General features: G+C 40.8%; 29 protein-coding genes and 1 tRNA gene. 6 read left to right on the top strand and 24 right to left on the bottom strand.

Annotation, left to right across the window (positions count from 1 at the left end; genetic code table 11):
* The first annotated feature begins 108 nt into the window (after positions 1-108).
* Both RZO55_RS23125 and RZO55_RS23120 read left to right on the top strand, forming a co-directional pair.
* Positions 109-696 carry a TetR/AcrR family transcriptional regulator gene (locus RZO55_RS23125; RefSeq protein ID WP_318066598.1) on the top strand — a complete coding sequence of 196 codons (588 nt, stop codon included), beginning with the start codon at positions 109-111 and terminating at the stop codon, positions 694-696.
* Between the two features lie 219 nt (positions 697-915).
* Positions 916-2,454 carry a sodium/proline symporter gene (locus tag RZO55_RS23120; protein WP_318066597.1) on the top strand — a complete coding sequence of 513 codons (1,539 nt, stop codon included), beginning with the start codon at positions 916-918 and terminating at the stop codon, positions 2,452-2,454.
* A 127-nt stretch (positions 2,455-2,581) separates the two neighbouring features.
* On the opposite strand, the gene RZO55_RS23115 is transcribed toward RZO55_RS23120, so the two are convergent.
* The 10 genes from RZO55_RS23115 to RZO55_RS23070 all read right to left on the bottom strand — a co-directional run bounded on the left by RZO55_RS23115 (position 2,582) and on the right by RZO55_RS23070 (position 12,361).
* Entirely contained in the window at positions 2,582-3,202 is a 621-nt protein-coding gene (locus RZO55_RS23115) for a V-type ATP synthase subunit D (protein ID WP_318066596.1), read from the bottom strand.
* Positions 3,203-3,213: 11 nt separating this feature from the next.
* Positions 3,214-4,617: a V-type ATP synthase subunit B gene (locus RZO55_RS23110; protein WP_318066595.1), complete on the bottom strand. Its 1,404-nt coding sequence runs from the start codon at positions 4,615-4,617 to the stop codon at positions 3,214-3,216.
* Positions 4,618-4,631: 14 nt separating this feature from the next.
* Entirely contained in the window at positions 4,632-6,398 is a 1,767-nt protein-coding gene (locus tag RZO55_RS23105) for a V-type ATP synthase subunit A (RefSeq protein WP_318066594.1), read from the bottom strand.
* Positions 6,391-6,993, bottom strand: coding sequence for a V-type ATP synthase subunit E (locus tag RZO55_RS23100; RefSeq protein WP_318066593.1), 603 nt, complete (start codon positions 6,991-6,993; stop codon positions 6,391-6,393). Before RZO55_RS23100 ends, RZO55_RS23105 begins: the two co-directional genes overlap by 8 nt.
* A gap of 16 nt (positions 6,994-7,009) precedes the next feature.
* On the bottom strand, positions 7,010-7,318 hold the full coding sequence (locus RZO55_RS23095) for a V-type ATP synthase subunit F (protein WP_097006078.1): 309 nt from the start codon (positions 7,316-7,318) through the stop codon (positions 7,010-7,012).
* A gap of 3 nt (positions 7,319-7,321) precedes the next feature.
* The gene (locus RZO55_RS23090; protein ID WP_318066591.1) at positions 7,322-7,753 is read right to left on the bottom strand and encodes an ATP synthase subunit C; all 432 of its coding nucleotides are present in this window, start codon (positions 7,751-7,753) and stop codon (positions 7,322-7,324) included.
* A 20-nt stretch (positions 7,754-7,773) separates the two neighbouring features.
* Positions 7,774-9,705, bottom strand: a complete 1,932-nt coding sequence (locus RZO55_RS23085) for a V-type ATP synthase subunit I (protein WP_318066590.1) — start codon at positions 9,703-9,705, stop codon at positions 7,774-7,776.
* 17 nt (positions 9,706-9,722) lie between these two features.
* Positions 9,723-10,769 carry a V0D/AC39 family V-type ATPase subunit gene (locus RZO55_RS23080; protein ID WP_318066589.1) on the bottom strand — a complete coding sequence of 349 codons (1,047 nt, stop codon included), beginning with the start codon at positions 10,767-10,769 and terminating at the stop codon, positions 9,723-9,725.
* 4 nt (positions 10,770-10,773) lie between these two features.
* Positions 10,774-11,085 (bottom strand): DUF3970 family protein, encoded by a 312-nt coding sequence (locus RZO55_RS23075; protein WP_318066588.1) that lies wholly within the window; start codon positions 11,083-11,085, stop codon positions 10,774-10,776.
* A gap of 220 nt (positions 11,086-11,305) precedes the next feature.
* Complete coding sequence (locus RZO55_RS23070) at positions 11,306-12,361, bottom strand: DUF4145 domain-containing protein (RefSeq protein ID WP_318066587.1); 1,056 nt, start codon at positions 12,359-12,361, stop codon at positions 11,306-11,308.
* Between the two features lie 312 nt (positions 12,362-12,673).
* Here RZO55_RS23070 and trmB point away from each other — a divergent pair, with 312 nt between their 5' ends.
* The 3 genes from trmB to RZO55_RS23055 all read left to right on the top strand — a co-directional run bounded on the left by trmB (position 12,674) and on the right by RZO55_RS23055 (position 13,736).
* Positions 12,674-13,309, top strand: a complete 636-nt coding sequence (gene trmB / locus RZO55_RS23065) for a tRNA (guanosine(46)-N7)-methyltransferase TrmB (protein WP_318066586.1) — start codon at positions 12,674-12,676, stop codon at positions 13,307-13,309.
* A gap of 91 nt (positions 13,310-13,400) precedes the next feature.
* Complete coding sequence (locus RZO55_RS23060; protein WP_318066585.1) at positions 13,401-13,553, top strand: hypothetical protein; 153 nt, start codon at positions 13,401-13,403, stop codon at positions 13,551-13,553.
* 110 nt (positions 13,554-13,663) lie between these two features.
* Positions 13,664-13,736: transfer RNA gene (locus tag RZO55_RS23055), tRNA-Lys, on the top strand.
* A gap of 162 nt (positions 13,737-13,898) precedes the next feature.
* Here the strand turns inward: RZO55_RS23055 and RZO55_RS23050 are convergent.
* The 14 genes from RZO55_RS23050 to RZO55_RS22985 form a co-directional block, all read right to left on the bottom strand.
* On the bottom strand, positions 13,899-15,431 hold the full coding sequence (locus tag RZO55_RS23050) for an SIR2 family protein (RefSeq protein WP_318066584.1): 1,533 nt from the start codon (positions 15,429-15,431) through the stop codon (positions 13,899-13,901).
* 304 nt (positions 15,432-15,735) lie between these two features.
* Complete coding sequence (locus tag RZO55_RS23045) at positions 15,736-16,701, bottom strand: tyrosine-type recombinase/integrase (protein ID WP_318066583.1); 966 nt, start codon at positions 16,699-16,701, stop codon at positions 15,736-15,738.
* Positions 16,682-18,310, bottom strand: coding sequence for a hypothetical protein (locus tag RZO55_RS23040; RefSeq protein ID WP_318066582.1), 1,629 nt, complete (start codon positions 18,308-18,310; stop codon positions 16,682-16,684). Before RZO55_RS23040 ends, RZO55_RS23045 begins: the two co-directional genes overlap by 20 nt.
* A 205-nt stretch (positions 18,311-18,515) precedes the next feature.
* Positions 18,516-19,148 (bottom strand): zonular occludens toxin domain-containing protein, encoded by a 633-nt coding sequence (locus RZO55_RS23035; RefSeq protein ID WP_318066581.1) that lies wholly within the window; start codon positions 19,146-19,148, stop codon positions 18,516-18,518.
* Positions 19,149-19,226: 78 nt separating this feature from the next.
* Positions 19,227-19,463, bottom strand: coding sequence for a hypothetical protein (locus RZO55_RS23030; RefSeq protein ID WP_097007064.1), 237 nt, complete (start codon positions 19,461-19,463; stop codon positions 19,227-19,229).
* Positions 19,464-19,467: 4 nt separating this feature from the next.
* Positions 19,468-20,982: a hypothetical protein gene (locus RZO55_RS23025; RefSeq protein WP_318066580.1), complete on the bottom strand. Its 1,515-nt coding sequence runs from the start codon at positions 20,980-20,982 to the stop codon at positions 19,468-19,470.
* Positions 20,983-21,132: 150 nt separating this feature from the next.
* Positions 21,133-21,393, bottom strand: coding sequence for a hypothetical protein (locus RZO55_RS23020; protein ID WP_318066579.1), 261 nt, complete (start codon positions 21,391-21,393; stop codon positions 21,133-21,135).
* A 13-nt stretch (positions 21,394-21,406) separates the two neighbouring features.
* Entirely contained in the window at positions 21,407-21,529 is a 123-nt protein-coding gene (locus RZO55_RS23015) for a hypothetical protein (protein WP_277409708.1), read from the bottom strand.
* The gene (locus RZO55_RS23010; RefSeq protein WP_318066578.1) at positions 21,522-21,707 is read right to left on the bottom strand and encodes a hypothetical protein; all 186 of its coding nucleotides are present in this window, start codon (positions 21,705-21,707) and stop codon (positions 21,522-21,524) included. Before RZO55_RS23010 ends, RZO55_RS23015 begins: the two co-directional genes overlap by 8 nt.
* Positions 21,707-22,063 carry a hypothetical protein gene (locus RZO55_RS23005; RefSeq protein WP_318066577.1) on the bottom strand — a complete coding sequence of 119 codons (357 nt, stop codon included), beginning with the start codon at positions 22,061-22,063 and terminating at the stop codon, positions 21,707-21,709. Before RZO55_RS23005 ends, RZO55_RS23010 begins: the two co-directional genes overlap by 1 nt.
* 409 nt (positions 22,064-22,472) lie before the next feature.
* Positions 22,473-22,694 (bottom strand): hypothetical protein, encoded by a 222-nt coding sequence (locus RZO55_RS23000; protein ID WP_097005491.1) that lies wholly within the window; start codon positions 22,692-22,694, stop codon positions 22,473-22,475.
* A 68-nt stretch (positions 22,695-22,762) separates the two neighbouring features.
* Positions 22,763-23,008 (bottom strand): hypothetical protein, encoded by a 246-nt coding sequence (locus RZO55_RS22995; RefSeq protein ID WP_318066576.1) that lies wholly within the window; start codon positions 23,006-23,008, stop codon positions 22,763-22,765.
* A gap of 76 nt (positions 23,009-23,084) precedes the next feature.
* Positions 23,085-23,360 (bottom strand): hypothetical protein, encoded by a 276-nt coding sequence (locus RZO55_RS22990; RefSeq protein ID WP_318066575.1) that lies wholly within the window; start codon positions 23,358-23,360, stop codon positions 23,085-23,087.
* Positions 23,357-23,647, bottom strand: coding sequence for a hypothetical protein (locus tag RZO55_RS22985; RefSeq protein WP_318066574.1), 291 nt, complete (start codon positions 23,645-23,647; stop codon positions 23,357-23,359). Before RZO55_RS22985 ends, RZO55_RS22990 begins: the two co-directional genes overlap by 4 nt.
* 233 nt (positions 23,648-23,880) lie before the next feature.
* Between RZO55_RS22985 and RZO55_RS22980 the strand changes: the two genes are divergently transcribed.
* Positions 23,881-24,285, top strand: coding sequence for a helix-turn-helix domain-containing protein (locus RZO55_RS22980; RefSeq protein ID WP_318066573.1), 405 nt, complete (start codon positions 23,881-23,883; stop codon positions 24,283-24,285).
* Positions 24,286-24,325 lie beyond the last annotated feature (40 nt).

Here is a 24,325-nt window from a genome sequence, read left to right as displayed (position 1 = left end):
GCTTTAAGGTCACGATAACATTTTTATATCATAGACGTTTTTTCCTTTCCTATGATATACTGAATCGTGTAATTTCATCTCAGGATGAAAGTAAGGAGGAATTGTCTGGTGGCAAAGAAAAGTGTGCGCAATACCAGGGGAAAAATCGTAAGCGCTGCCTGGAAACTATTTTATGAACAGGGATATGAAGATACAACGGTAGAGGAAATTATAGAGCTTTCCAAGACCTCTAAAGGATCTTTTTATCATTATTTTGACGGAAAAGATGCACTTCTTAGCACTCTCAGCGTTTTGTTTGATGATAAATATGAAGAATTAAAAACACAGCTGGATCCCCAGCTGCCGGCTATGGAGAAGCTGCTGCAATTAAACAGTGAGCTGTTTGCAATGATAGAGAACAGTATATCCATGGATCTTCTTGCAAGGCTTTTGTCCACTCAGCTGGTTACCAATGGTGAAAAGCATCTGCTGGATCATAACCGGACTTATTATAGGCTGTTGAGAAAGATCATAGCCCAGGGGCAGGAAGATGGGCAGATCGGAACAAAAATGAGTGTAAGCGAAATGGTAAAACTATATGCTGTCTGTGAACGTGCCCTTCTGTATGACTGGTGTTTATGCGGAGGAGAATACTCATTGCGGCAATATAGTGCATCTGTGCTTCCTTCATTTTTGAGTGGTTTTCTGCCGGGATAATAAAATGTATATACTTGTATGGTATTTATTTTTAAATTTCGTATAGTGTTAAAGCTTTGTAATATAAAGGAATTATATAAATATTAATTAAAAAGTACGGTACTTAGTCTATACTGCGTTCTGTGTTGCGTTCTATTTTTGATGATGCTATAATACACCCATTGTTTCAGGGATTTATAAGAAGAATAACAAAAATAGTATGTAATGAGGAGGAACGTTATGAGTATAGGGCAAGTGGGAATATTGTCTGCCATTCTGGTTTATCTGATGGTCATGGTCTATATTGGATTTTACTACAGCAAAAAAGGCGGGGGGGATACTTCCGATGACTTTTATCTGGGAGGAAGAAAACTGGGACCATTGGTGACTGCTATGAGCGCGGAGGCGTCGGATATGAGCAGCTGGCTGCTGATGGGACTTCCGGGTGTTGCTTATATGACTGGTATCGCAGATGCCGGCTGGACTGCAGTGGGCCTGGCAGCAGGTACATATTTAAACTGGATTTTGGTTGCAAAACGTCTCCGGCGTTATTCGGTGGTGTGTGATACCATAACCCTTCCTGCTTTTTTCTCCCGAAGATATCGGGATGATAAAAATGTATTAATGTGTATCTCTGCCGTAATCATTCTGGTTTTCTTCATTCCATATACTGCTTCGGGTTTTAAGGCTATTGGCACACTATTTAACAGTCTGTTTCATGCAGATTATCACACGGTTATGATTCTTGGGGCAATTGTAGTGGTTGGATATACCGTAATGGGTGGGTTTATGGCGGTTTCCACAACCGATCTTATTCAGAGTATTGTTATGAGCATTTCTCTTATCATTATCGTATTTTATGGAATCTCGATCTCTGGTGGCTGGGAGAGAGTCATGGAGAATGCAGGGGCTTTGGAAGGTTACCTGAGCATGAGCAGAACACATAATCTGGCTGATCAGACGTCTTCTCCTTATGGCATAATAAATATAGTGTCAACTATGGCCTGGGGCCTGGGTTATTTTGGTATGCCTCACATTCTCCTTCGTTTTATGGCGATCAGCGATGAGAAGAAGCTTACAACTTCCCGCCGTATTGCATCAACCTGGGTTGTTATCTCCATGCTTGTAGCTATCCTTATTGGAATTATCGGTTACAGCGTTTCAATAGCAGGTCATATTCCGTTTTTTGCTTCAGGGTCGGAAGCGGAGACTGTTATTATCAGGCTCGCCGGCCTTTTGGGAAGTCATAGCTTAATTTTTTCATTACTGGCGGGTGTGGTGCTTGCAGGTATTCTTGCATGTACCATGTCAACGGCTGACTCCCAGCTTTTAACAGCCGCTTCAGGGGTGTCTCAGAATCTGATGCAGGACTTTTTAAAGCTTAAAGTAAGTCATAAAACTTCTATGCTGGCAGCCCGTCTGACTGTTATCGGCGTTGCGCTTATAGCAGTGTTTCTTGCATGGGATCCCGATCGTTCGGTGTTTACTATTGTTTCCTTCGCCTGGGCTGGTTTTGGAGCTTCCTTTGGACCGGTCATGCTGTTTGCCCTGTTCTGGAAAAGAAGCAACTTTTACGGGGCTGTTGCAGGAATGATATCCGGCGGGGCGATGGTTTTTATATGGAAGTATCTGGTCCGCCCCATGGGTGGTATCTTTAATATTTATGAACTCCTTCCTGCATTTACCGTAGCGTGTGCGGCGATTGTGACCGTATCATTATTAACTCCTGAACCCGACCTGGGAATTTATAAGGAGTTTGATCTGGTAAATAAAAAATAATACAAAATAATAATGACTGCCGGAAGAGAAATCGGAGGTTTGTAGATCAGAATCTGGGGTATTAATAATGTTTCAAAAAAAGCAGAGCTGCAGGCCCGTTAATTCAGGCCATGCAGCTCTGTTGTTTTTACAAACTTTTTTTGTTGCGTTTAATTACTTTAAGTCTGGTAAATTCCTCCCGGTCCTTTTCTTCCAGAGAATTGGTAATGTTTCTGGTAAGGGTCTCGTAGCGGGGAATTGTAATATTCTTTAAAGCATTGGCCCGTTTCTGGGTTCTTTTGATGCTGTTGGCCAGACGGTAAGCGGAATTTTCAACCATGGACAGCTTGACAGTCAGCTTTTTAACCTGCTCAAAATGGTAGCGGGCTTCATCAAGGGATTCCCTGGTGTTATAGTAAGCGTAGGTTAAATTCAGAGGCATTTCCTCGTGTTCCACCAGAGGGATTTCTGTACCCATAATGCTTCGGGTTTTGATCTTTACCCGGTCGTCTATGGGGACCGCCAGGGCGACATCCTGCACATAATTGATTCCCAGTTCAATGTTCGCTTTTTGCAGTGCTCTGTAAGCAGCGGTAAATGTCACATCAATCTCTGACTGAATCCCTTTTGCCTCGTCAATTAAGCTCATCAGCTCCTTGATCAGTATGTTCCGCTTTTTATCCATCAGCTCATAACCCTGCCGGGCTAATGCCAGGGAGTTTTTAGCGAGGATTAAATTCCCCTTTGTTGGAAATGTATTCGGATTCATTCTGATACCCCCTATTCGCCTGAAGCTTCAGCGGTGGTTTCCTTGTAATACTGATCTAATACCTTAGTATCGATACGGTCCAGCTCTGCTCTCGGCAGAAGGCCCAGCAGTTCCCAGCCTATGGTTAAGGTCTCGAGAATTTTTCTGTTGGAATGGTTTCCCTGACCTACAAACCGGTTCTCAAATTCTTTGCCGAACACCAGATATTTTTTATCGATGGGGGAAAGCTCATCCTCGCCGATTACGGAAGCCAGGGCTCTTGCGTCACCCACCTTTGCATAACAGGAAAACAGCTGGTTCGCCACGCCCTGATGGTCCGCTCGGGTAAAGCCTTCTCCGATTCCGTCTTTCATCAGACGGCTCAGGGACGGAAGCACATTAATGGGCGGATAAACGGACTGTCCGTATAAGTTCCGGTCTAATACGATCTGCCCTTCTGTGATATAACCAGTAAGGTCAGGGATGGGATGGGTAATGTCATCGTTTGGCATGGTTAAAATAGGAATCTGGGTGACAGAACCATGCCGTCCTTTCACGATACCGGCCCGTTCGTAGATGGAAGCCAGCTCACTGTACAGATAGCCGGGATAACCCTTTCTGGAGGGGATTTCTCCCTTGGATGATGAAACTTCACGAAGGGCTTCCGCATAAGCAGTCATATCCGTTAAAATGACCAGGATATGCATTCCTTTTTCAAATGCCAGGTACTCTGCCAGAGTCAGCGCGACTTTTGGTGTGATCAGACGCTCCACCACAGGATCATTGGCCAGGTTGATAAACATAGCCACATGGTCGGATACGCCGCTTTCCTCAAAGGTACGGCGGAAAAAATCTGCCACATCATATTTTACGCCCATGGCTGCAAATACCACTGCAAAATTCTCACCAGATTCGGAATCATCTCCTAAGGACGCCTGCTGTACGATCTGGGCAGCCAGTTCGTCATGGGGAAGACCGTTACCGGAAAATATGGGGAGCTTCTGGCCGCGGATTAAGGTCATCAGTCCGTCAATGGCTGAAATTCCGGTCCGGATATAATCTCTGGGATATTCTCTTGTTACGGGATTTAACGGTTTACCATTGATATCCAGATATATTTCTGAATTAATATCACCCAGACCATCTATGGGTTCCCCGATTCCGTTAAAGGTACGTCCCAGCATGTCTTCTGAAACCGCAAGTTCCATGGGGTGTCCGGTCAGCCTGGTGTGAACATTCCTGAGAGCCAGTCCTTCGGTTCCCCCGAACACCTGAATAATTGCCTTATCTTCATAAACCTCGATAATACGCCCCAGCTTCTGTGTTTTGCCAGCGACTGTCATTTCCACAATTTCGTCAAAGGCAGCATTCTGGACGCCTTCTAAAACGACCAGTGGTCCGTTGATTGCACTTAAGCCTAAATATTCGATTGCCATCGTCTGCCTCCTTCCTATGCGTTTCGTTCTATGACGGAATCATAAAATTCATCGATCTGCTTTTTATAGTCATCAATTATATCAAGTCTGTCGTTGGGAACATCATATTTAATAGAGATGATCTTATCAAAAATAGGATCCTCCTTTAATACGGACATGGGCATACCCATGGAAACCAGAGAACGGGATTTCTTATACAGATAGAGAATTAAGTCCATCATTTTAAACTGCTTTTCCATAGGAACACAGGTGTCCTCCTTGTGAAAGGCATTCTGCTGTAAGAATCCGATACGGATAACCTTTGCAATCTCCAAAATCAGTTTCTGGTCATCGGGAAGCATATCCCCGCCGATCAGCTTGACAATTTCCATCAGGCTGCTTTCCTGTGTCAGGATAAATACCAGGCGGTTTCTGTAATCCACAAATTTTTTATCCACCTTTTCCAGATACCAGGGTGCCAGATCAGTCAGATATTCGGAATAACTGCTGAGCCAGTGAATTGCAGGGAAATGCCTTTCATTCGCCAGATTCCGGTCAAGTCCCCAGAAGCAGCGGACAAATCGCTTGGTGTTTTGCGTTACCGGCTCGGAGAAGTCACCTCCCTGGGGAGATACTGCGCCAATAATGGTGACAGAGCCTTCGGTTCCGTTGATATTCTGCATCATGCCTGCTCGTTCATAAAATGCGGATAAGCGGGAGGCTAAATAGGCAGGGAATCCCTCTTCTGCAGGCATCTCTTCCAGACGTCCGGATAATTCTCTCAGGGCCTCTGCCCAGCGGGAGGTGGAATCCGCCATGATCGCAACGTGATACCCCATATCCCGGTAGTATTCTGCCAGGGTCAGACCGGAATAAAGACTGGCCTCGCGGGCAGCAACCGGCATGTTGGAGGTGTTGGCAATCAGGGTGGTCCGGTCCATTAACGGGTTGCCGGAACGGGGATCAATTAACTGAGAAAATTCTTCCAGTACCTGAGTCATCTCATTGCCGCGCTCGCCGCAGCCGATATAGATAATGATATCCGCATCTGACCATTTGGCAATCTGGTGCTGGGTCATGGTTTTTCCTGTTCCAAACCCCCCTGGAATACAGGCCGTGCCGCCCTTGGCAAGGGGGAAAAGTGTATCGATAATTCGCTGTCCGGTAATAAGCGGTTTGGTAGCTGGATACCGTTTTAATGTAGGCCTGGGAACCCGGATAGGCCATTTCTGCGTCATAGTCAGCTCTTTTTGGGAACCATCGGTCAGCAAAAGTGTAATAAGCGGATCGGAAATGGTATAAGAACCGTCGCCCGCCACTTCAAGCACAGTGCCTTCCAGATCAGGAGGAATCATAACCTTATGAACAATGGCAGGTGTTTCGGGTACTTCCGCGATAATTGCACCGGGAAGCAGATGTTCCCCTTTTTTTACGGTGATATGTGTTTTCCAAAGTTTTTTTGTATCCAGGGAATCTACGTGAATACCCCGGTCGATATAAGCTCCGCCTGTCTTTGCAATCTCCTTTAAGGGGCGCTCAATGCCGTCAAAGATATTGTTAAGGATTCCGGGAGCCAGGGTAACAGAAACTGGAAAGCCTGTGGAGGTAACCGTTTCTCCAGGTTTGATTCCGCTGGTTTCCTCATATACCTGAACGATGGTTCTGCGGTCGGTCAGTCCGATGACCTCGCCAACTAAATTGTCTTTTCCCACGTGAACCATTTCATTCATTGTGAATCCGGGATCACCCTTTAAGTAAATGACAGGGCCGTTGATACCGGAAATGGTGCCTGTGTTAGTCATTTGCCGTACCTCCCATCAAGTCTTTGATATTGAACCGGAAATCCCGTTTTGCTTCTGCCAGCTTGGTCTGGAAGGAGTTGTCGACTAAAATGTGTCTGGAAGGGATGACTGCTCTGGTACCTCCCATAAATGAATACTCACTGACCCGGATATCAGCGCTTTCCGGTAAAGATAAGCTGCGGATCTTTTCCTCATCGTCGGGGTCGATATAGATGGTAATAAATTCTTTGCCGGCCAGTCCTTTTGCTGCTTTTATCTCTTTTTGAAGAAGCTCTGCATACTGCGGAGTATTTCTGTATTCGATTACCATTTCATTTAATTCCTGAAACAGTTTTTCCTTTAGTTCATCCTGCTTTTTCCCAAATTCCCGTTTGGTGCTGATCTGTTCTAATGAGAGCCGTTTGTTGATCTCACGCTCGATCTGTTCGCTTTCTGATTGCACCTGATGTTTTGCTCTGCGTCTGGCATCCTCCTGATGTTCCGAAAAGGTCTGCTCTAAGGCTGCGGTATATTCGTCAAGCATCTTTGCACTGCGGGATCTGGCATCTTCCATACAAAACTCAAGGAAGTGCTGCAATTTTTCCTCAGTTGTCAAGATGACCACCTCTTTCTTATAGTTTTAATCCGATTGCTTCGTTGACATAGTCCGTGATAAAGTTAGGCTTGCGGCCGGTACCGTGGCGGTCAGGGATTTCAATAATTAACGGCAGTTTGCGGTTTAGCTTTACATCATTGATGATGTCTGGAAATTCTTTGCCGAATTTTTCTGTTAATAAGATGATCCCGATCTCTTTATCGGCCAGAACTTTATCAAGCTGGCTCTTCAATTCTGCTTTTTCATGTACGACAGCGCCTTCCACTCCGGCCAGTCTCATTCCGGTCCAGGTATCAACGTTGTCGCTGATTAAATACATTTTCATAAATTATAATTTACCTAAGATCATGAAGGATATGATCAGACCATAAAGACAAACACCTTCGGCAAGACCTACGAAGATCAATGATTTACCAAGTATGGAGCCATCCTCGCTGATAGCACCTAACGCTGCACTTGCTGCTGCAGAAACGGCGATTCCGCCGCCAATACAGGCAAGACCAGTAGAAAGAGCTGCTGCTAAATAACCCATTCCAGCAACGCCGCCGGCAGTGCTTGCGGCAGCTTCTGCGGCTTGTGCCTGTCCCTGGAAGAGGAAGATACCGGAAACAGCAATGGTGCCAAGGAAAAGGAGTAAGTTCATGCCAAGTGCTTTTTTGTAGCGTCCTTTTGATTTCTCGCCCATGGCAAAAACTCCGAATGGAATTGCGATGCTTAAAAGTAATGCAGCTGCTAAAGTAATTTTTACTAATGTTGACATATTGTTTCCTCCTGAAATAATTAATTTTTCTTTCCGTAAGGCTTAAATGCACGGCCGGTTCCACGGTAGAAACGGCTGAATAATTCGTAATATTCCAGACGTAGGACCTGAATTCCTACGATCAGTCCCTCCATTAAGCAGACAAATAAGTTTCCGAATATAACGCCTGCCCAGTTGGGATTACCGGCTTCTGCACCGGAAAGCATTAATACTACTTCCATCATGGCTGCGTGGCTGATTGCAAAAGCTCCGACTCTGACAAAGGACAATGTATTGGAAAAATAGCTTAAAAGAACTTCGAAGAGTTCAAATAGTCCCTGTATCACAAACATGCCTTTTCCCTCAGTTATTATCTCCGCTTTCTTTTCTAACAGAGCCGTAAGCGGTTCTTTGAAGAATATTACAAGAAGCGGAAGACCGAACATCAGGAATAAAAGTGCTGTTGCCGGAATGGGGTTGCCTGTCATATAAAGAACGATGGTAACCACCAGGCTTGCATAGAAGACAAGTCCGGCTGCGCCGTTGGTATCGAAAAAAGTCCGTTCCCGGTCATGTGTCCGGACGCTGTTGATGATATTTAATATCATGGTAAGAAGTATAATCCCCATACCAATAGTTATGGAGGCTACAAAAACGGTATTTAAATTTCCGATAAAAGGCAGGTTTGTCATATGTTCCATGGGGCGGAGCCATACGGCATGGATGACATCCTCGAAGCCAAAGATGCTGCCAAACAGAAAACCGAATATAGTGGAAAAGAAACCGCAGCAGGAGATGATGGCCGCCAGACTGGCTTTTTTCAGTCGGAAGAGAAGAAATCCGCCAAATAGCAGGCAGAGCCCCTGCCCCACATCCCCAAACATAAATCCAAAAAGGAATGAATAAGTAATTCCGATGAGAATGGTAGGATCAATTTCGTTATATGCCGGAAGACCATACATCTTTATAAACAGTTCAAATGGCTGAAACAGTCGTGGATTTAACAGTTTGGTAGGTGGAGCGCTCATGATGTTGCTGTGATCGTCTTCCACAATGCAGAAGGTCTTTTCGTCATCGGATATCTCTTTTTGAAACGCATTGGCATCCCGGTAACTCATCCAGCCGCAGATAATGTAAAAGGTATTTATATTCTGCTTGGTACAAGCAGCAAGCTTTCTTACATTAAAGTTGGTAGAGAAAGTTTCCAGGCGGTTTAATGCGGACAATAGTTCTTCCCGTCTTGTTTCCAGTATCATTGATAATTTACTTTTAATCGCATTCTGCTGCGTTTCCAGTACGCTTATCTTATCCCTCAGTGAGTGTATGGCATCGGAAGGTGTGCCCTTATATTCGTCAGGAACAAAGAAGCGCTCAAAATGCATGGATGAGTAAATGGCATCAATCTGGTTTGATACGGTCTCCGGAACAAAGTAAACCAGCCAGACGTACTCTTCATCTTCTCTGCATTTATAAAGAACAGTGTCTATGGTGTCATATACGTAACTTTCGAATTTGTTATAATATTCATGTAAAATGCGCCCGAACCGGAATTTGATGTACTTAAAATGCAAAATGGAGCTTAAGTCGTAATTCAGTCCCGTAAATGGGAAAACTTTCTCCAAAGACTGATTTAAAGCTTCTATTTTATCCTGCAGTTCTGTCTGGGAGGCAGTAAGTTCTTCCACCTGGGATCCGATATCTTCAATGGATTTTGCGGCTGATTCTATCGAAACGTCCGTTTTTTTTATCTCCTCCGAATTGTATTCCGGAAGAAGCTTTGCCAGTTCCTGGGCACGCTGATACGTATCCTTGTAAGGATTTGTCTCGATATAAGGTCTTAAATCCTTTACTGTCTTTAATTCAGACAACGCATTTTCCAAATGAATTTCATATTTGGATAAATAGGTATCAATAACACGGTCGATATCCTCTTTTGGTCCGGTGATGCTTAAAAATTTCATTTTTTCAATCACAGAAAAAGCAACCCCCTTTACTGTTTTACTACATAGGAGACAATTTCTTCCGGTTTCAGCTGATACCGGATACTCTCTATGAGTGTAATTATTTTTTGAATTTCCTCCTCTTTTAAATAAAGATAGGAATTTAATGTTGCAATGGAATAAGGATTCTGCCTGCTTGTGGAACGGTAAATCTTATCAAGTACTTCACTGGTAAGCTGCTCTAAATCCGGTTTTTCTCTGATATCCATATCCGCCTTCTGTCCATAAAAGGTGGATTTTAAAACGGAGAAAAATTCATCCATGGTTCCGGCCTCAACCAGCTTCGTTGTCTGGTCCTTCTTTAAATGATAATGATAGGGAATAAGAAGCGCATAAATATCAGCTGATTTTAAATGATAATATTTAAGAGAGCGGTAAATCCACTGGATATTAAGTAAATCCAGTTTACTGCCGAAGCATTTAATTAGAAGTTCCTGTGACTTTCTGCTTAAGTATTTACTCATTACTTTCCAGATTGTCTTAAAGTATAGAAGATCTAAATGCATTTCGTAATCAAATAAAGTAGTTTCGTCCCCCTCTTCCAAATGTGCCAGCAAATCATAATAGACGGAGCCTTCCAGATTTGCTATAAATTCATGTACATTTGAGGAAGAGGAAAGCTTCATCAGATCCAGTGCGGAGTGTTTGAAAAAAAAGTCCTTAAATACAGAAAGATCGATATCCAGCCGGTTTCGCCCCATTGAATTACGAAAACATTTTTTCAGGATATCGATTTCAAAGTGCATAAAATACAAGTCGAGGAATTTACGCTGTGTTAAGTTGGAAAAACGGTAAAGCTTTGCAAAATCCTGATACAGGGACAGGATAAGCCGCTGTTCAATAGCTCCCCGGTGCAGTGTTTCGTCATCCAGATCAGAAAACAGACCCTCATAAGCTTTTAAATGTCTTAAATATTCCACTGCTTCGGATACTGTTTCAAGAGCTGCCATATCCCGGAACTGGCTGTCGGTGATCAGATGGCTTTCCATCGCCCGTACCTTGGTTGTTAAACCGCTGTAGGATAACAGATTTCCCATTGAATCACTCCTTTATCATGTTGTTAAATAGTTCCTTGGCATATTGGGTATGATGAACTTCAAAGTTTTTCTCCATTGCCTCCAGTATTTTCTGTAATTCATCCTGCTGTTTTTTTAAGCGCTGGTTCATTTTGATTTCCATATCTGCTTTCAGTTTTTCTGTTTCTTTTTCTGTTTCATTTTCCAGCTGGGCATCAAATGCAGCAGTGCGCTCTTCCATTTCTTTCGCTAACGCCTTTTTCTGTTCATTGGCATGTTCCATGATGGAAGTGGCAGCTGATTCGATCTCAGATATTTTCTCAATCACAGCATCCATTTTTTGCCCTCCTTTTGTGAATAGTGAACGAAATAAAACGGTTCTAATTAATAATCATACTACAAAATCAAAAAAATTCCATAGAAATTTAGAAATAATCCGTTTGATTGCTTAAATTCAACATAAATATAAGGTATACCATTGAGACTTTGCTTATGCATTTCAAAAATAAAAAGCGAAGTTCAAAAGTTATATTCTTCTGATTCTTCGCTTTATAATATTATTGATTGGCAGATGTTGTGCCATCTGAACCGGCTTCAGATTCACTTAAACCTTCGGTTACAGTTAAGAATTCGGTTGCTACATAAGCCTGCTTGCCTTCAAACATGATAACTGTCCATTTGTCATCATATGTATCCACATAATCCACAACGGTACCGGACGCAAGGCTTCCAAGCTTAGTGCTGTCCGTGGCGGGTTTGGAGCGTACATTTAACTTACTCTTGGTCGTATATACTTTTGGAGGATCTGTTTCTGTCTCAGGCGGGTCTGTTTCTGCTTCGGTTGTGGCAGTCACAGCTTCCGTTGTGATCTCAGTTGAAATCTCTGTAGGAACTGTTTCATTCTTTTTATCTTTCCCAGGTACCAGCTTTACAATAATCATTACGATTACTAAAAGAGCCAGAAATATAAGAAGCGGTTTTAGTAATCCCGGTAACCCGATATTCTTCTTCTTGCTGCGTCGCCTGCTTCTGCTGTGAGATGATTGCCGTCTGTCACTGCCTGTCCCGGAGTTCTGGGGAGCTCTGTGAGAGGATCTTGAACCGGATCCCTGAGCGGGTCTGTGAGCAGACCTTTGTGGAGTTCCTGTTCTTCTTGTATCATTTGCTGTTGCAGCAGCTCTTTGGGCAGAGGATCTTGATGAAATAGGTGCGGCCTGCACGGAATGTGGTCTTTGGGACGATCCCTGATGGCGGCTCCTGTGAAATGCGTTTGTAAAGGCAGTGACTTCGGCTGAAAGCAATTTACAGACTTCAGAAGCGTCATAGGGGCTGTCATTGCCTTCGTGTACTGCTTTGTTTCCGAGGACCCGGATTCGGTGGTAGTGGTCTTTGACCGCCTGGGAAATAAATCGTCCTTCATATAACTGATCAATGCTGTCAGCCAGATCGTTTTCTACAATCAATGCCTTCTCGGCAAGAAAATGAATCATATATTCCAGAGTCTGACGGGCTTTGATCATGACCATATTGTACTGCTTCTGGTTCATAAGCGTCTCGGTTTCCCTCAAACCCTGCTGGATTTTAGTCCAGAGACTGTTATCTGTAGTTCCCATGTATTTCCTCCTTTGCAAAACGAATATATCCCAATATACTGACATTATACTAGATTATAATAAGTTGCGCACCTGTTATTTTAATGATTTTGAATTTGTAAGAGAAAATTAAAGAATATTGGGTGTCTTTTAATGGGTTCAACAAACATTAGTTAAGATGAAGTCTTTATATTTGAAAGATAATGGCATGTTTCGCTTATGTGCAGCCTTTCAGTGCTTGCACATTTTACATAGTATATGATACAATCTATCTGCCATACGCCCATAAAGGCTATGATTAGGAAAGATGAAATTAATTGGAGGAATAAAGATATGAGGCTACGTCACATCCCAGGCTCGGAAGAGGAAATCGCCAGGAGTCCCTATGTTATTCAGAATCCTTCCGGGAAAAAAGGATGCTGGAAGGAAGTTTTCGGAAATGATAATCCAATCGAAATAGAAATAGGTATGGGGAAGGGCCGTTTTATCATGGAGCTGGCGGCGCTTCATCCGGAAATTAATTATGTTGGAATAGAGCGATATCCCAGTGTTTTACTGCGTGGATTACAAAAACGGGCTGAACTGGAGCTTGATAATATTTATTTCATGTGTGTAGATGCAAAAAATCTGGAGGAAATTTATGCGCCGGGAGAGGTAGAAAAAATTTATCTTAATTTTTCTGATCCCTGGCCTAAGGACAGGCATGAAAAACGCAGGCTTACATCTGAAGATTTTCTGGCAGTATATAATCAAATTTTAAGACCTGACGGAGTTTTAGAATTTAAAACGGACAACAAAGGGCTGTTTGATTATTCATTGGAAGCTATTCCGGCGGCTGGTTGGAAGATTGTGGATTTTACTTATGATTTGCATCACAGCGAGATGGGAGCCGGAAATGTAATGACGGAATATGAAGAGAAATTCTCATCCAAAGGAAATCCAATCTACAAACTGGTTGCCTGCCGATGATATATAAAAATCAATAACCCGGTCACCTTTTTATAACCCGGCGGCCGGTTTTGCATATACTAAAGCAAAAGGTTTGGCAGGTGAGTATACCATGGGTATGAAAGAAAAGGTAACTAACAAGCTTTTACAGGCCACAAGTGATAAAACGGAGCTAAATAAGAAAATGCTGACATGGAATAAATCTTTTGTAGAAGTGAACAAAACACTTGGCGGAAATGTGAAGAAAAGTACAAATAATAAATAAATTCGAAAAAGTTGTAAATATTTTGTAAAAAAGGTGTTGACTTTTGTTGGATACGGTTATATAATTACACACGTGCTCGAGACGAGAGCATACCGAAAAACGAAAGACAAGCGCTTTTAGCTCAGTTGGTAGAGCAGTAGACTCTTAATCTATTTGTCCAGGGTTCGAGTCCCTGAAGGCGCACTAAAAAGTACTGGTTTTGCAGACGGAGAGCTGCGGGGTCGGTGCTTTTCTTTTGTGTAAAAATAATGGTCGGAATCTATTTGTCCTTGAAAGAGTATCTAAGAGAAGAAAACTGTCCTTGACCATGAGAGTTAAGGACAGTTTTTTTGTCGAAATATTAAATCAAGTTTTTCTTCTCAAAAGCCTTTTACCTCTAGCTTTACAACCATATTTTTTATAATCATAAGCACATAGTATTCTGCGATATTCCGTAGACTTCTTATCTGAATAATTGATAAGATAATTTTTAGTGCTATCCAGACACATTTTTCCTGATAATATTGAACAAATTATTTCCTGTGCTTTATAAGTCTGTGAGATGGTAGAATCATTTAAAACCTCTTCTGGTGTTGTATGTGTTCCATGACATGAAGCTCGCGCAGTATCTTTTATTGCAAGAACTTTTTCTGTTTGCTGATTTTTTAATTCATCAATTCTTGTAATTGAGTCAAAAATCTCACTAAATCCAAAAACAGGAAAGTATTGTGTAGATTGAATTTTTTGTTTGTTTATTAATGAAAGAAGTTGAGAATTTGATTCATCTATAATTTTAAAGTAATTTGCCATCATTTCTGCTGTTGTTTGATACTCATATCTTATTGTATTTTTAGCACCTATAACGAGAACTTTTTCTCCGTTTTTTAATGAATCTAAATCAGATGTAATTGATACCTTGATATCTCCACCTGTATAAATATCTCGTACCACATTTTGCACTTTTCTTATATCCATAGCTGAAACTGGAAGTTGTAGCATCGATAAAGATTTATATAATGTAGAAAAATCATCGGTTTTTAGCTTGTTAATTCGTATTGTGGGAAAACCTTCGATATCAATATCGTGTTCAAAAACTTCATGATTTTGTGAGTTTTTTTCATATTCAACTAGTAAAAAATTATCTCTAATTTTTTGAGCTTGATCTGAATTTGGACTTACATAAGTAAAAATGGTTTTTAATATCGTTTTTATGTTTTGATCTCCGATATTATAACCAATAAAAATAATAGGATTATGTATAAATATGGATAACAATTGGGCTCTAATCAGCTCATATTTTTGATCAAAATCTTTATAATCACTTTCTGTAATAATAATCTTTTTGGGTTCTGTTACACAACCATGAATTTTATATACGGAACCGTAAGGGTTGCTTAGTAAAATATCATTACCAATAAGCGGATCAAATTCAAAAATGTCTTCAATTAAACAATCATAATTTGTAGTAATAATTGAACTGATATTTTTTCTGGCTTTCTTTAGTTCCGTTATTTCATCATTAACTGATTTTTTAATATGTAATTCTTTAAATAAATGAGAGATATAAAGTTTAAAACGACTTATGCTTACACCTTCAGCCATTTCGGCATAAAAAGCATTATTGATTTCCTCAAATACTCCATGTCTATGTTCTTTTAAATAATTATTAAAATCTAATTCTAAAGCAGTTGCGACTTTATCATAACGACAAATGCCATCTTTCATCGAATCTGATTTTAAGTCTAAATAGTATTCTATATTATCTGTAAAATCCAAAGCTATTTTTTTCAGAAGATCATCCCAACTATAAGAATTTTCCAGATAACGTAAGCTTAATCCGGTACCTATAAACATAACGGGATGGTTTTTAAAATTTGAAATAAATTCATTGATAATCATAGTTATTCCTTTCTTTTAACAATTTAAATTTTTAAAACAATTATCATACATTTATATCAAAATCAGTAACTTCATATTTGTATCAGTTTTGCTATTAATTATAGGAATTCTAATTAAATTTATCATATCTAAATACTCTTTTTTAAGAATACATCAATTATGAATAACTATCAATATTAAAATTTTTAAAACAGTCCTAATTCTTAATTATTCAATTACTATATTAATTATGATAAAAAAGTATCTCAACCAAGTTCCCGGCCAGAGTAGCTCCGGCCGATCGGGAAGATTGATTGAGATACTTTTATTTTATTTGACGGAAGAAAATAGCATCCAGTTTATATACATCTGCATCCATCATGCGATACTGATTTGCCATTTTCACATAATCCCTGGTAGTAGTGTAATCACTATGACCCAGCATATCACGAAGAAATTCCAGATTTCCACCGCCGACCAGATAGGAGACAGCAAACGTATGTCTTAATAAATGCGGATGCAGCCTTTCCACACCTGTCCATTTCCTTATTCGGAAAAAGAGCTGTTTCAATACATTATAGTTGATAGCTTCCGAGCCATTTGTTTTAAGTATCAGTGCGTCCATAGGTTTAAAATCACGATAATCTAAATAACTGCGTAAGTATATTCGTAAATTCCAAGCCAGGGGAACAATACGGGACTTGTGATTCTTTGAATCTTCTATTAATATGTAATCTTTGTCAAAGCAGATATCCTTTACCTTTAAACCTATGACTTCTTCACTTCTTAAACCGCCATCTAGCATAAGATGAATAATGCATAAATTTCTAAGCCCCATTTCAGTTGAGTTTAAGAATACCTGGTCAAGAGCCTGAACCTCATGACTGTATAAAGGAAGCTGTATCCGGGAATCATTGGTTGGAAGCCGGGGCCTTTTAAATGTAACCTCACAGTCCAGATCATCACGAATATAGTTAAAGAACACCTTAACAGCTCTGGTATAGATTCTAATGGTAGAATTTTTCAGGTTTCCTTTCTTTTCTTCCCCGATCTTAAACGGATGCTTTTCATATTTGGGCTTAAATCTAAGATGTTTGATATAACTTTGTACGATATCAGGAGCCAGGCTATCCACCGGAATTTTATCAATCGGTTTTTTAAACTCTGATTCCAAATAGTCAAAGAAAAAGCTTAAATTCTGCTCATAATATTTACATGTACTATTATCACAATAAGATTCTTTTAATCCCATAAACTTTTCAAATGCTTTTTTAACCGTTATCTTTTTCATTTGTAAAATCTCCTTGAAATTCATTTTTGCTCATGCTATTATGACTATAGACTTCACCAGTCGTTTTATCTATGATCGTGAGTTCAGACCTTGCAGTATATGTAAGGCTGCCCGGCAGTTCATCCGTGTTGAGCTGCTGGGCCTTTTTCGTTTTATACCGTAAAGCCTTTTCAACATCATTATCATTTAACGTACAAAGTGCATCTACAACATCCTGCATGATATCATCTTCATTCATACCCTTATTATAAAATCCTAAAGTTACAATACTATTGATCGCCCGTCTTTTCACCAGATCAGCATTCAAATGGCGGCTATATTCCCGTACCAGCTTAAGCTGCTTCGGGGGAATATGTGCATCAACCAGTTTACAACTGCGCAGAGACTTCCAGAAGCCGCACATTTCACGGCGGGATTTATTCACATCCCCTTCCGGTTCTACCATACGAAATACATAGTTTGTCAGATAATCCATAATCAGTTTCCTGTTGTCCAGGTAATCATAAATCCTTTTAGCAGTTAACTTTGACTTATTATCCCGGAGCGGAAGCAGTACATAGGATTTTGAATGGCGGCGGCGTGTCTGATACTCCACATTCATAATCAGGTTTACTTTTGGCGTTAGGCTATCAACAAATTTTTGTAAGGTATCTTTCTCCATGGTCTGCTCCCCGGATAAGAGCCTGCGGCAGACTGATTTTGCAGATTCATTAGAACCATGTTCCAGATAGAAGGAAGCACGGGCCATATTAAGGTACTGCCAGCTCCGACGCTTATAACATTCCTCATAAATATGCAGATCATAGCGGTTAATTAATCCGTTGAACAGCCAGAAGTAAAAAAACCAGCCCTTATAACCCATTTCAACAACTTCTTTGCTTTTCATGTAGATTCGAACAAAGACTTTATCCGTTCGCTTTCCCAGGGCAACATAATCAATTTCATAATCCTGACTGCCTTTCTTTTCTGTATGGGTGACAGCATCGTTAAACCGATCTACACGCATTTTATAAAAGTTCTCAAGGGAAAAGAAGCGTTCCGGATTACTTAAGTAGTTGCTATGCCAGCAGTAATCAATTCGGTTTTCCTGCGCATAGGCAATTTGCAAGCCGAAATGTTCAGTTAATGCCTGAACATATTCATAAGACCGTTCGAATGACTCATTGACTCCGTACATCCAAAGCATATAGCTTCTAATCTGTACCACCAGTTCACAGGTGACTGATACCGCCGAATCGGAAGACTTAGGAACGACAGGAGCTAAGAAGATATCAAACCATTCAGGGTATTCCAGGCAGACATTGTACATTTTTGCAAAACTGAACGGCCTAAGGTTCAGGAAGAACCCAGAACCGAACTCAAGACGCAGGAAGTCAACGTTTACATTTTTGGAAAGCTTCCGGTTTACATCGTCAAAGTATTTTCGGAACTCCATGACTTTCATATCCAAAGAATCGGCGGTGAAGTCATTTACAAATTTCACTGAATAATAAAACGTATCAATGTTATGTAGGAATTTCTTTTGCTTAAAATCAAACCAATAATTTCTATCATGTTCATTCATTTCATTAAAAATAGATGATTTTGATAATTCTCTAGTTTGTATCATTTCACACCTCACTTTAGCGGAATAAAGTTTTTCGGGAGAAGGGCTTTTCCCGAAAAAATAAAATCACTTTCTAGCCCTTGTATTCACTAGGAATAATCCAAATTTACCATGTATTTCCAGACCACGTTTTACAGGCACGTGGTAAGGGGGTTTTTGATGTTGGCGAGGGCACCCGGCGCGTTCAGGGGCCCCGGCTTCGCCACCCCTATCCGCCCTGGGTGCCCTCGTCAAACAACTTGTACGAATCGTACATGCGATAGTACTTCTTGCGTCCGTAAAAAAATGAAGTACCGCATTTTTCCTTGACCCCATACCAATATTCAACAGAAATAAAAAGGGGATGACCAAGAGAAAAGAGTCCCAGGAAGAATCCCACCGTACCAAAGTTGTTAATCTTACGGTGACGGTATTCGTATTCAATCAGGCTGCGTATCTGACGATCTATCAAGCGGTCAAACTGGCTAACCAATATAATGTTGTATCCATATTTCCTGTGTTGGGTGAAAAAGTTGGCCCATTGCTGGCGGCTCCGGTCATTCCAGGAACGACAGTTGAAGATAAGCTGGCATTCATCAATGACAAGCCAGGTCTGACCCTCTATGATCTTTCCTCTCTTATCCCGACGGTGACATAAACGGGAGAAGTCTAAGAGCCAGTCAACCGTTAAATCAAAGTTATCCTTGTAAAAAAAGAAGCCCTTTTTCTTCGAGGTAATCAGATCATAATTGATATCAAAATTCGCTATCACATTCTTTCCGTGATTGAGTTGGAAGTAAATGTCCTTTGCAACATGGTAGGACTTCCCAGAGCCGGGAGTACCAGAATAAAAATAAATCATAAACAATCCCTCCTTGTATCTCATTTTTGTTCCTGGCCGAGCCCGATCGGTGCCAGCTGGTGATTTATTTGAGATACATCATTCAATCATCTTTACCCAACGGAGGGCAAGCTGCACCAGATAGAACAGACCAACCGCAGTAACCCAAAGCTGGGTGACTGCGATAATCTGCGCCACAGGAACAAAATAGTTTAAGTACCCTAAAAAGGGAATCTTATCAATCTGGCTTAAAAAGGATTGGAACGGACTGTTAGGAAGAAATACCACACAGGCATTGGCGAGCTTTATTAAAATGTAGCGGATTTGTTCTAACATAAAATCACCCCTTTACTAGATTTCTGGTAATGACGATCAGACAGATACAGTAACCAATCAGCGTTGTTATTCGAACCAACATGACCATAGGTTTCCAATCATCAGTAGATAAGTCAATTACAATAGTTTCATGAATATTCAGGCTTTCTATTGTAAATGGCAGCTCCCACCGGGGTTCGGTAGAAGTGTCCTGAAATACACTAATACAGGCAAATAAATCAAAGGGAATACAAAAGGGAAACTTTTTGGTTATATCTGACTGTATCTGCCAGTTATTCGCCTTTGCATCCTCTTCCCCGGCAATGGATTTCGCAAGGGATTCTGTAATAGAAGCAGGAAGGGCCTTAATACCAGCCAGAACATCCGAAATAGAACCTGGGATATCAATGATCCGGTCTTTGATATCCGTTAACCCTCTGGATATTGCTTTAACTACATCCGTTATTACACCCAGCGGCCTAGTGATGTCCGGTATCCAAGGGTAAGTATCCGTATTTTCTCCTTCATCCGCTTTTTCCCCGTATGTAACATTGATGGTTGGTGCCAGGACTTGAGCCCGATCAGCGGCTGTGATTGATGATTTCACATCAGACACAAGCTGTTCTGCAGCATAAGAGTCTTTCGGAATTGTGACCTCAACGTCGGAAGTAACATCACGCTGCTGTGTATCAACATCAGAATTGACATCCACCCAGGTATAAGCACCCGTATATTCATTAATGGTATCCCCCAGAGTTCCATAAGAGAGATAAGTTCTTAATTCATCAAGAGAGCCGTAAACAGGAAACGGAATATTTGACATCGTTTCTGCGGTATAATCAGTTCCAGAAATCAACATATAAGAGAAGTTCGGTTTTTCGTAAGGATAATAAGTATTGGTACCGGAATTGTTTGAATAGGTGACCCTGGAAACCGGAGAAACTAGTTTGCCATCGTCATTCATATAATAAATTTCAAGAGTTTTAGGGCCAGACAAGATGCCTGCCACACGTTTATCCTTTTGAAGTAAGAATATATCGGTATGGCGAATCAGAGTGTCGCTTGAATGGTCATAGGAAAAATAGAAATCATCTGCCGACAAAGCAGGGTTAAACTTTGATAGGTCAACTCCCATATTGTAAGAGTAGGAGTTTTCAAATGAATTATCAGCCCCAATCTGTAGTTTACTGATTCCGGTATTGGTTCCATAACCGCTTTTGGTCTTAAAATAGTCTTTGACCATATCAAGGGTTTCCTGGCCCAACTTAACAACAGACCCGTAAGAGAATTCAGCCATAGCTTTATAAGCAGTAAGGTATCGGGTATCTACTTTCACAAAGTCTCCAATATCAGAAATAACGGAACCTAGATTTTTCGTGGAGACATCAACACCAACAGCGGACATTAAGATCGTCCATACATAATCAACAGCAGTTAAAACACCTGAGCCATAGACATACCTGGCACCAAGATAATCACTGATAGGAGTAAAGATCAGCATAAAAACAGCAAGGCACAAACAGAATCCCCTTTTTATCATAGACATAAAAGCTCCTTTCTAAGTATCTCAAATTTTCCTTCAGGAGATCCGGAGCAGCTGCGATCGGAAAAGGAAGTGAGATACAATAAAAATTTGTACAAAAAAGGAAGGGCAGGGCGTGCCCTTCCTGATCTGCCGTGACATTGGTCCTTATTTTGCGATCTGCCGGAAAAATTTAATTCCGAATTTAACCGCCATTACTGCACCTACAACAGCTAAAGCAATTGGGAGAGCTGCGGCAATGGTACCAAGCATGTCACTTTTCACACTGGTAAAAGCAGTTGTCAAAGTCCCGGTAATATCAACATCACCTTCCGCTGCATAAGCTGGAATAGCCGTAACCATTGATACGGCAACCGGGAGAGCAACAAGTCCAATCCTTCGTGCATTTTCCTTAATTTTGTTCGTCATAAAATATCCTCCTTTAAGATTTTATCATTAACCCCAGTAGGGAGCTAATTACATAGAAAATCAGTTCAACAATCAGTTTTAATACCATTCCGATACAAATACCACCGGAACATACGGCTATGTATGTTTCAATCATGCCAGCGCCTCCTGCCTATCAGACAAACACCGATCAGAATACCTAAGAACAATAAAAGAACGATTGCAAAATTTTGGTCAAGGGAAGCGGTGAAAGAGGTTTCTTCCCCATCTTCAAGGGTATAGGCTTCCCCAATCTCTGTATCAAAATCAGCTTCCGATGATGTAGAAAGAATCATCAGCTCACCTTCTTATCAGGCTTCTGATCTGCGTTAAACTGGCTGTCAGGAACCGGAGTGATCTGTACGTCGGAAATATAGTCAAGATCAATGATCTTAAGGACTGGCTTTCCATCACTACCAATTGACATACTAAATTCTGCATCATAGAGAGCTGGAGCCCTCTTGATTTTACCCATAACCTGAAAATCACAAGAGGATTTCGCCGGGCGAGTTCCTTTGGTGCCGTTTACATTATCCTCAGCCACTAAATCCGTATTAAAGTAATAATTGACAGAGGTACCTTGAACACGTTTTCCTGAATCGTCGGTCATATCATACTGACCAGCATAAAGTAAAATAATCTGCATATTCATAAAAATATACCTTCCTTTCGTCTTAGACAGCTTTAAAAGGCTATCCGCAATTAATATGACATATTGATATACTGCAAAGTTACAAATCCGGGGGAGTAACCGGGCCAAAGCCTGATAGTTAGGTATTGACCGAGCAATTTGGGCCCCCCGGCGATGCCCCCAAATTGCCAAGCTGCCGTACTGGATACCCGATAAAGAGCCAGGCGGGGCGGTAATCAAGGAAAAAAGGGGAGATTGTGTCAACCTGGTGTAAGTTGAAGTGTTGGCTTGCGTAAGCTGTTGTAAGCTCCCAACGCAATGGCTGCGCCTGCGCCGGGAGCCTGGCCTGGCGGCTAGGGGGAGGTGTGTCGCCCGGTTATTCGTTTGGGCCAGGTTTAAACCAAAACCCGGCCCGGGTTTTATTCTAATTCTAAATTGTATTATTTAAGACCCTTAGAATACTTTCCTTTGCCCGTATGATACCATCCGTTCCATAGAATGTATGGAAATGAATATCATCGACGATATTATCAATTACAAGGTTATGTAGAACATAGTGCTTGATAAATCCCTTTAATATCATTTCATCATTTAAATTCCCATGAGCTAAATCGAATAACCAAAGTTTCATTTCCTCCGAGTACCGTTCCATTGATGAATTCCCCTTTCCATTGGTTTGAGATAAAGTATCAGATAGTGCAATTATTAGGAAAAACGCTGTTACCATATGTCCTCTTTCCACGTTTGAATCGTTTGGTTTAAAACCTTAACAATGCTTTCTTTTGCATTTATTACACCTCCTGTGCCAAATATGGTATGGAATACAACATCATTAATAACCTGGCTTATACCAAAGTCATATAAAACGTAGTACTTGATGAATCCATTTATAGTATCTTCATCATTTAAATTTCCACATGCCAGATTAAGCAACCAGAGCTTTAGTTCTTCGGTATACCGTTCCACTGATGAATTCCCCTTTCTGTGTATCTCACTTACCGCAGCTGCAGCCTGGTTAATGAAGCGGTTTTGAGATACAGATCTAAATGATATGATTACTCCGGATATACGTTATGTCAAAGGATAATGATCTTAATTCAGATGCTAATTCATCTAACCGTTTCGCAGTATCCTTAAGGTACTTCTCCCGTTGGGAAATCTGCTTGTTAAGCCGATCAAGCGTTTCATTTCTTTCCGGTTCGGTATCTCTGGCATCCCGGATAATATTCACAAACTTTTGGTTGAAGCCTTCCCCGGAATAATTGTTGATGTAATCGTAAATCTCTTCTGGAACCCTTACACTTTTTGCAACACTCATGCGGACACCTCCCGAAGCATTCCATGATCCATCAAATACTGAATGCTGAAATGTTCAATCTGATAATCGGTGCATTTTGATTCATTCCGAAAACAGATGATCGTGTCACCTAAGACGGGGGTAACGGATACACGGATATAGTCGCCAGTAACCGGGTGCTGATATGACATCCAGTAGCGGAAACTATGGTGACTAAAATCGCATTTTTGCAACTCTGGAAGATTGCTGTTGACTGCACTCATAAGTGCGTACATCTTAGATTTGCTTAGATTGAGCCGATAACTCATTTGACCTCCTATCCGCGACGGGTATAAGAGCCTGTCGCAAACACATCATTAATAAGTTACTGTGTTTACAGGAGCGGCCAAAAATGTTAGAATAAGACTGCGACGTTTTATTTTAAATTTTTGGTGCTCCTGCATTGGAGCTCCATATTAGACATCCGTGAAGATGATAATATGGCCGTTTCAGTGAGGGGTGAAAAGGTAACACGCCTTACATTTTTTATTATACTTCACAAATGACAACAAGTCAATTATATAATGTAACAAATGACAACTTTTTAAGAGGAAGAATAATGACTATATGTGATCGTATTTTTGATATCATACAAGAAAAAAGACTGAAAACATCAGAACTTGCTAAAAAATTAGAAATAAAGCAAAGTGTTATCTCTAACTGGAAAAAAAGAAATACTAATCCTCCTATCGAGTATTCAGTTGTAATTTGTGAATTTTTAGGGATATCTTTAGAATATTTGATTACAGGCAAAGAGAAGCAAGAAGGACTAACAGAAAATGAAATGGAAATGCTAAAGTATTTTCGGCAGCTACCAGAGCAATTGCAACTTCGTGAGCTTGGACGCTTAGAATCTAAAGCGGAACAATACTCTTCGGGGAAATCATCAAATTCAATGATAGGATAAAACATAAATGAATAAATTGTATCTCAATTTAATTCCTGAT

The sequence above is a fragment of the Clostridium boliviensis genome (assembly GCF_033342255.1).
Classification (GTDB): domain Bacteria; phylum Bacillota; class Clostridia; order Lachnospirales; family Lachnospiraceae; genus Lacrimispora; species Lacrimispora boliviensis.
This window is presented reverse-complemented; position numbering and strand designations above follow the sequence as displayed.

Coding starts and splice junctions, on each gene's coding strand:
- RZO55_RS23120 (WP_318066597.1), top strand. CDS start 916: ATGAGTATAGGGCAAGTGGGAATATTGTCTGCCATTCTGGTTTATCTG.
- RZO55_RS23115 (WP_318066596.1), bottom strand. CDS start 3,202: ATGAATCCGAATACATTTCCAACAAAGGGGAATTTAATCCTCGCTAAA.
- RZO55_RS23110 (WP_318066595.1), bottom strand. CDS start 4,617: ATGGCAATCGAATATTTAGGCTTAAGTGCAATCAACGGACCACTGGTC.
- RZO55_RS23105 (WP_318066594.1), bottom strand. CDS start 6,398: ATGACTAACACAGGCACCATTTCCGGTATCAACGGCCCTGTCATTTAC.
- RZO55_RS23095 (WP_097006078.1), bottom strand. CDS start 7,318: ATGAAAATGTATTTAATCAGCGACAACGTTGATACCTGGACCGGAATG.
- RZO55_RS23090 (WP_318066591.1), bottom strand. CDS start 7,753: ATGTCAACATTAGTAAAAATTACTTTAGCAGCTGCATTACTTTTAAGC.
- RZO55_RS23080 (WP_318066589.1), bottom strand. CDS start 10,769: ATGGGAAATCTGTTATCCTACAGCGGTTTAACAACCAAGGTACGGGCG.
- RZO55_RS23075 (WP_318066588.1), bottom strand. CDS start 11,085: ATGGATGCTGTGATTGAGAAAATATCTGAGATCGAATCAGCTGCCACT.
- RZO55_RS23070 (WP_318066587.1), bottom strand. CDS start 12,361: ATGGGAACTACAGATAACAGTCTCTGGACTAAAATCCAGCAGGGTTTG.
- trmB (WP_318066586.1), top strand. CDS start 12,674: ATGAGGCTACGTCACATCCCAGGCTCGGAAGAGGAAATCGCCAGGAGT.
- RZO55_RS23060 (WP_318066585.1), top strand. CDS start 13,401: ATGGGTATGAAAGAAAAGGTAACTAACAAGCTTTTACAGGCCACAAGT.
- RZO55_RS23050 (WP_318066584.1), bottom strand. CDS start 15,431: ATGATTATCAATGAATTTATTTCAAATTTTAAAAACCATCCCGTTATG.
- RZO55_RS23045 (WP_318066583.1), bottom strand. CDS start 16,701: ATGAAAAAGATAACGGTTAAAAAAGCATTTGAAAAGTTTATGGGATTA.
- RZO55_RS23040 (WP_318066582.1), bottom strand. CDS start 18,310: ATGATACAAACTAGAGAATTATCAAAATCATCTATTTTTAATGAAATG.
- RZO55_RS23035 (WP_318066581.1), bottom strand. CDS start 19,148: ATGATTTATTTTTATTCTGGTACTCCCGGCTCTGGGAAGTCCTACCAT.
- RZO55_RS23030 (WP_097007064.1), bottom strand. CDS start 19,463: ATGTTAGAACAAATCCGCTACATTTTAATAAAGCTCGCCAATGCCTGT.
- RZO55_RS23025 (WP_318066580.1), bottom strand. CDS start 20,982: ATGATAAAAAGGGGATTCTGTTTGTGCCTTGCTGTTTTTATGCTGATC.
- RZO55_RS23020 (WP_318066579.1), bottom strand. CDS start 21,393: ATGACGAACAAAATTAAGGAAAATGCACGAAGGATTGGACTTGTTGCT.
- RZO55_RS23015 (WP_277409708.1), bottom strand. CDS start 21,529: ATGATTGAAACATACATAGCCGTATGTTCCGGTGGTATTTGTATCGGA.
- RZO55_RS23010 (WP_318066578.1), bottom strand. CDS start 21,707: ATGATTCTTTCTACATCATCGGAAGCTGATTTTGATACAGAGATTGGG.
- RZO55_RS23005 (WP_318066577.1), bottom strand. CDS start 22,063: ATGAATATGCAGATTATTTTACTTTATGCTGGTCAGTATGATATGACC.
- RZO55_RS23000 (WP_097005491.1), bottom strand. CDS start 22,694: ATGGAACGGTACTCGGAGGAAATGAAACTTTGGTTATTCGATTTAGCT.
- RZO55_RS22990 (WP_318066575.1), bottom strand. CDS start 23,360: ATGAGTGTTGCAAAAAGTGTAAGGGTTCCAGAAGAGATTTACGATTAC.
- RZO55_RS22985 (WP_318066574.1), bottom strand. CDS start 23,647: ATGAGTTATCGGCTCAATCTAAGCAAATCTAAGATGTACGCACTTATG.
- RZO55_RS22980 (WP_318066573.1), top strand. CDS start 23,881: ATGACAACAAGTCAATTATATAATGTAACAAATGACAACTTTTTAAGA.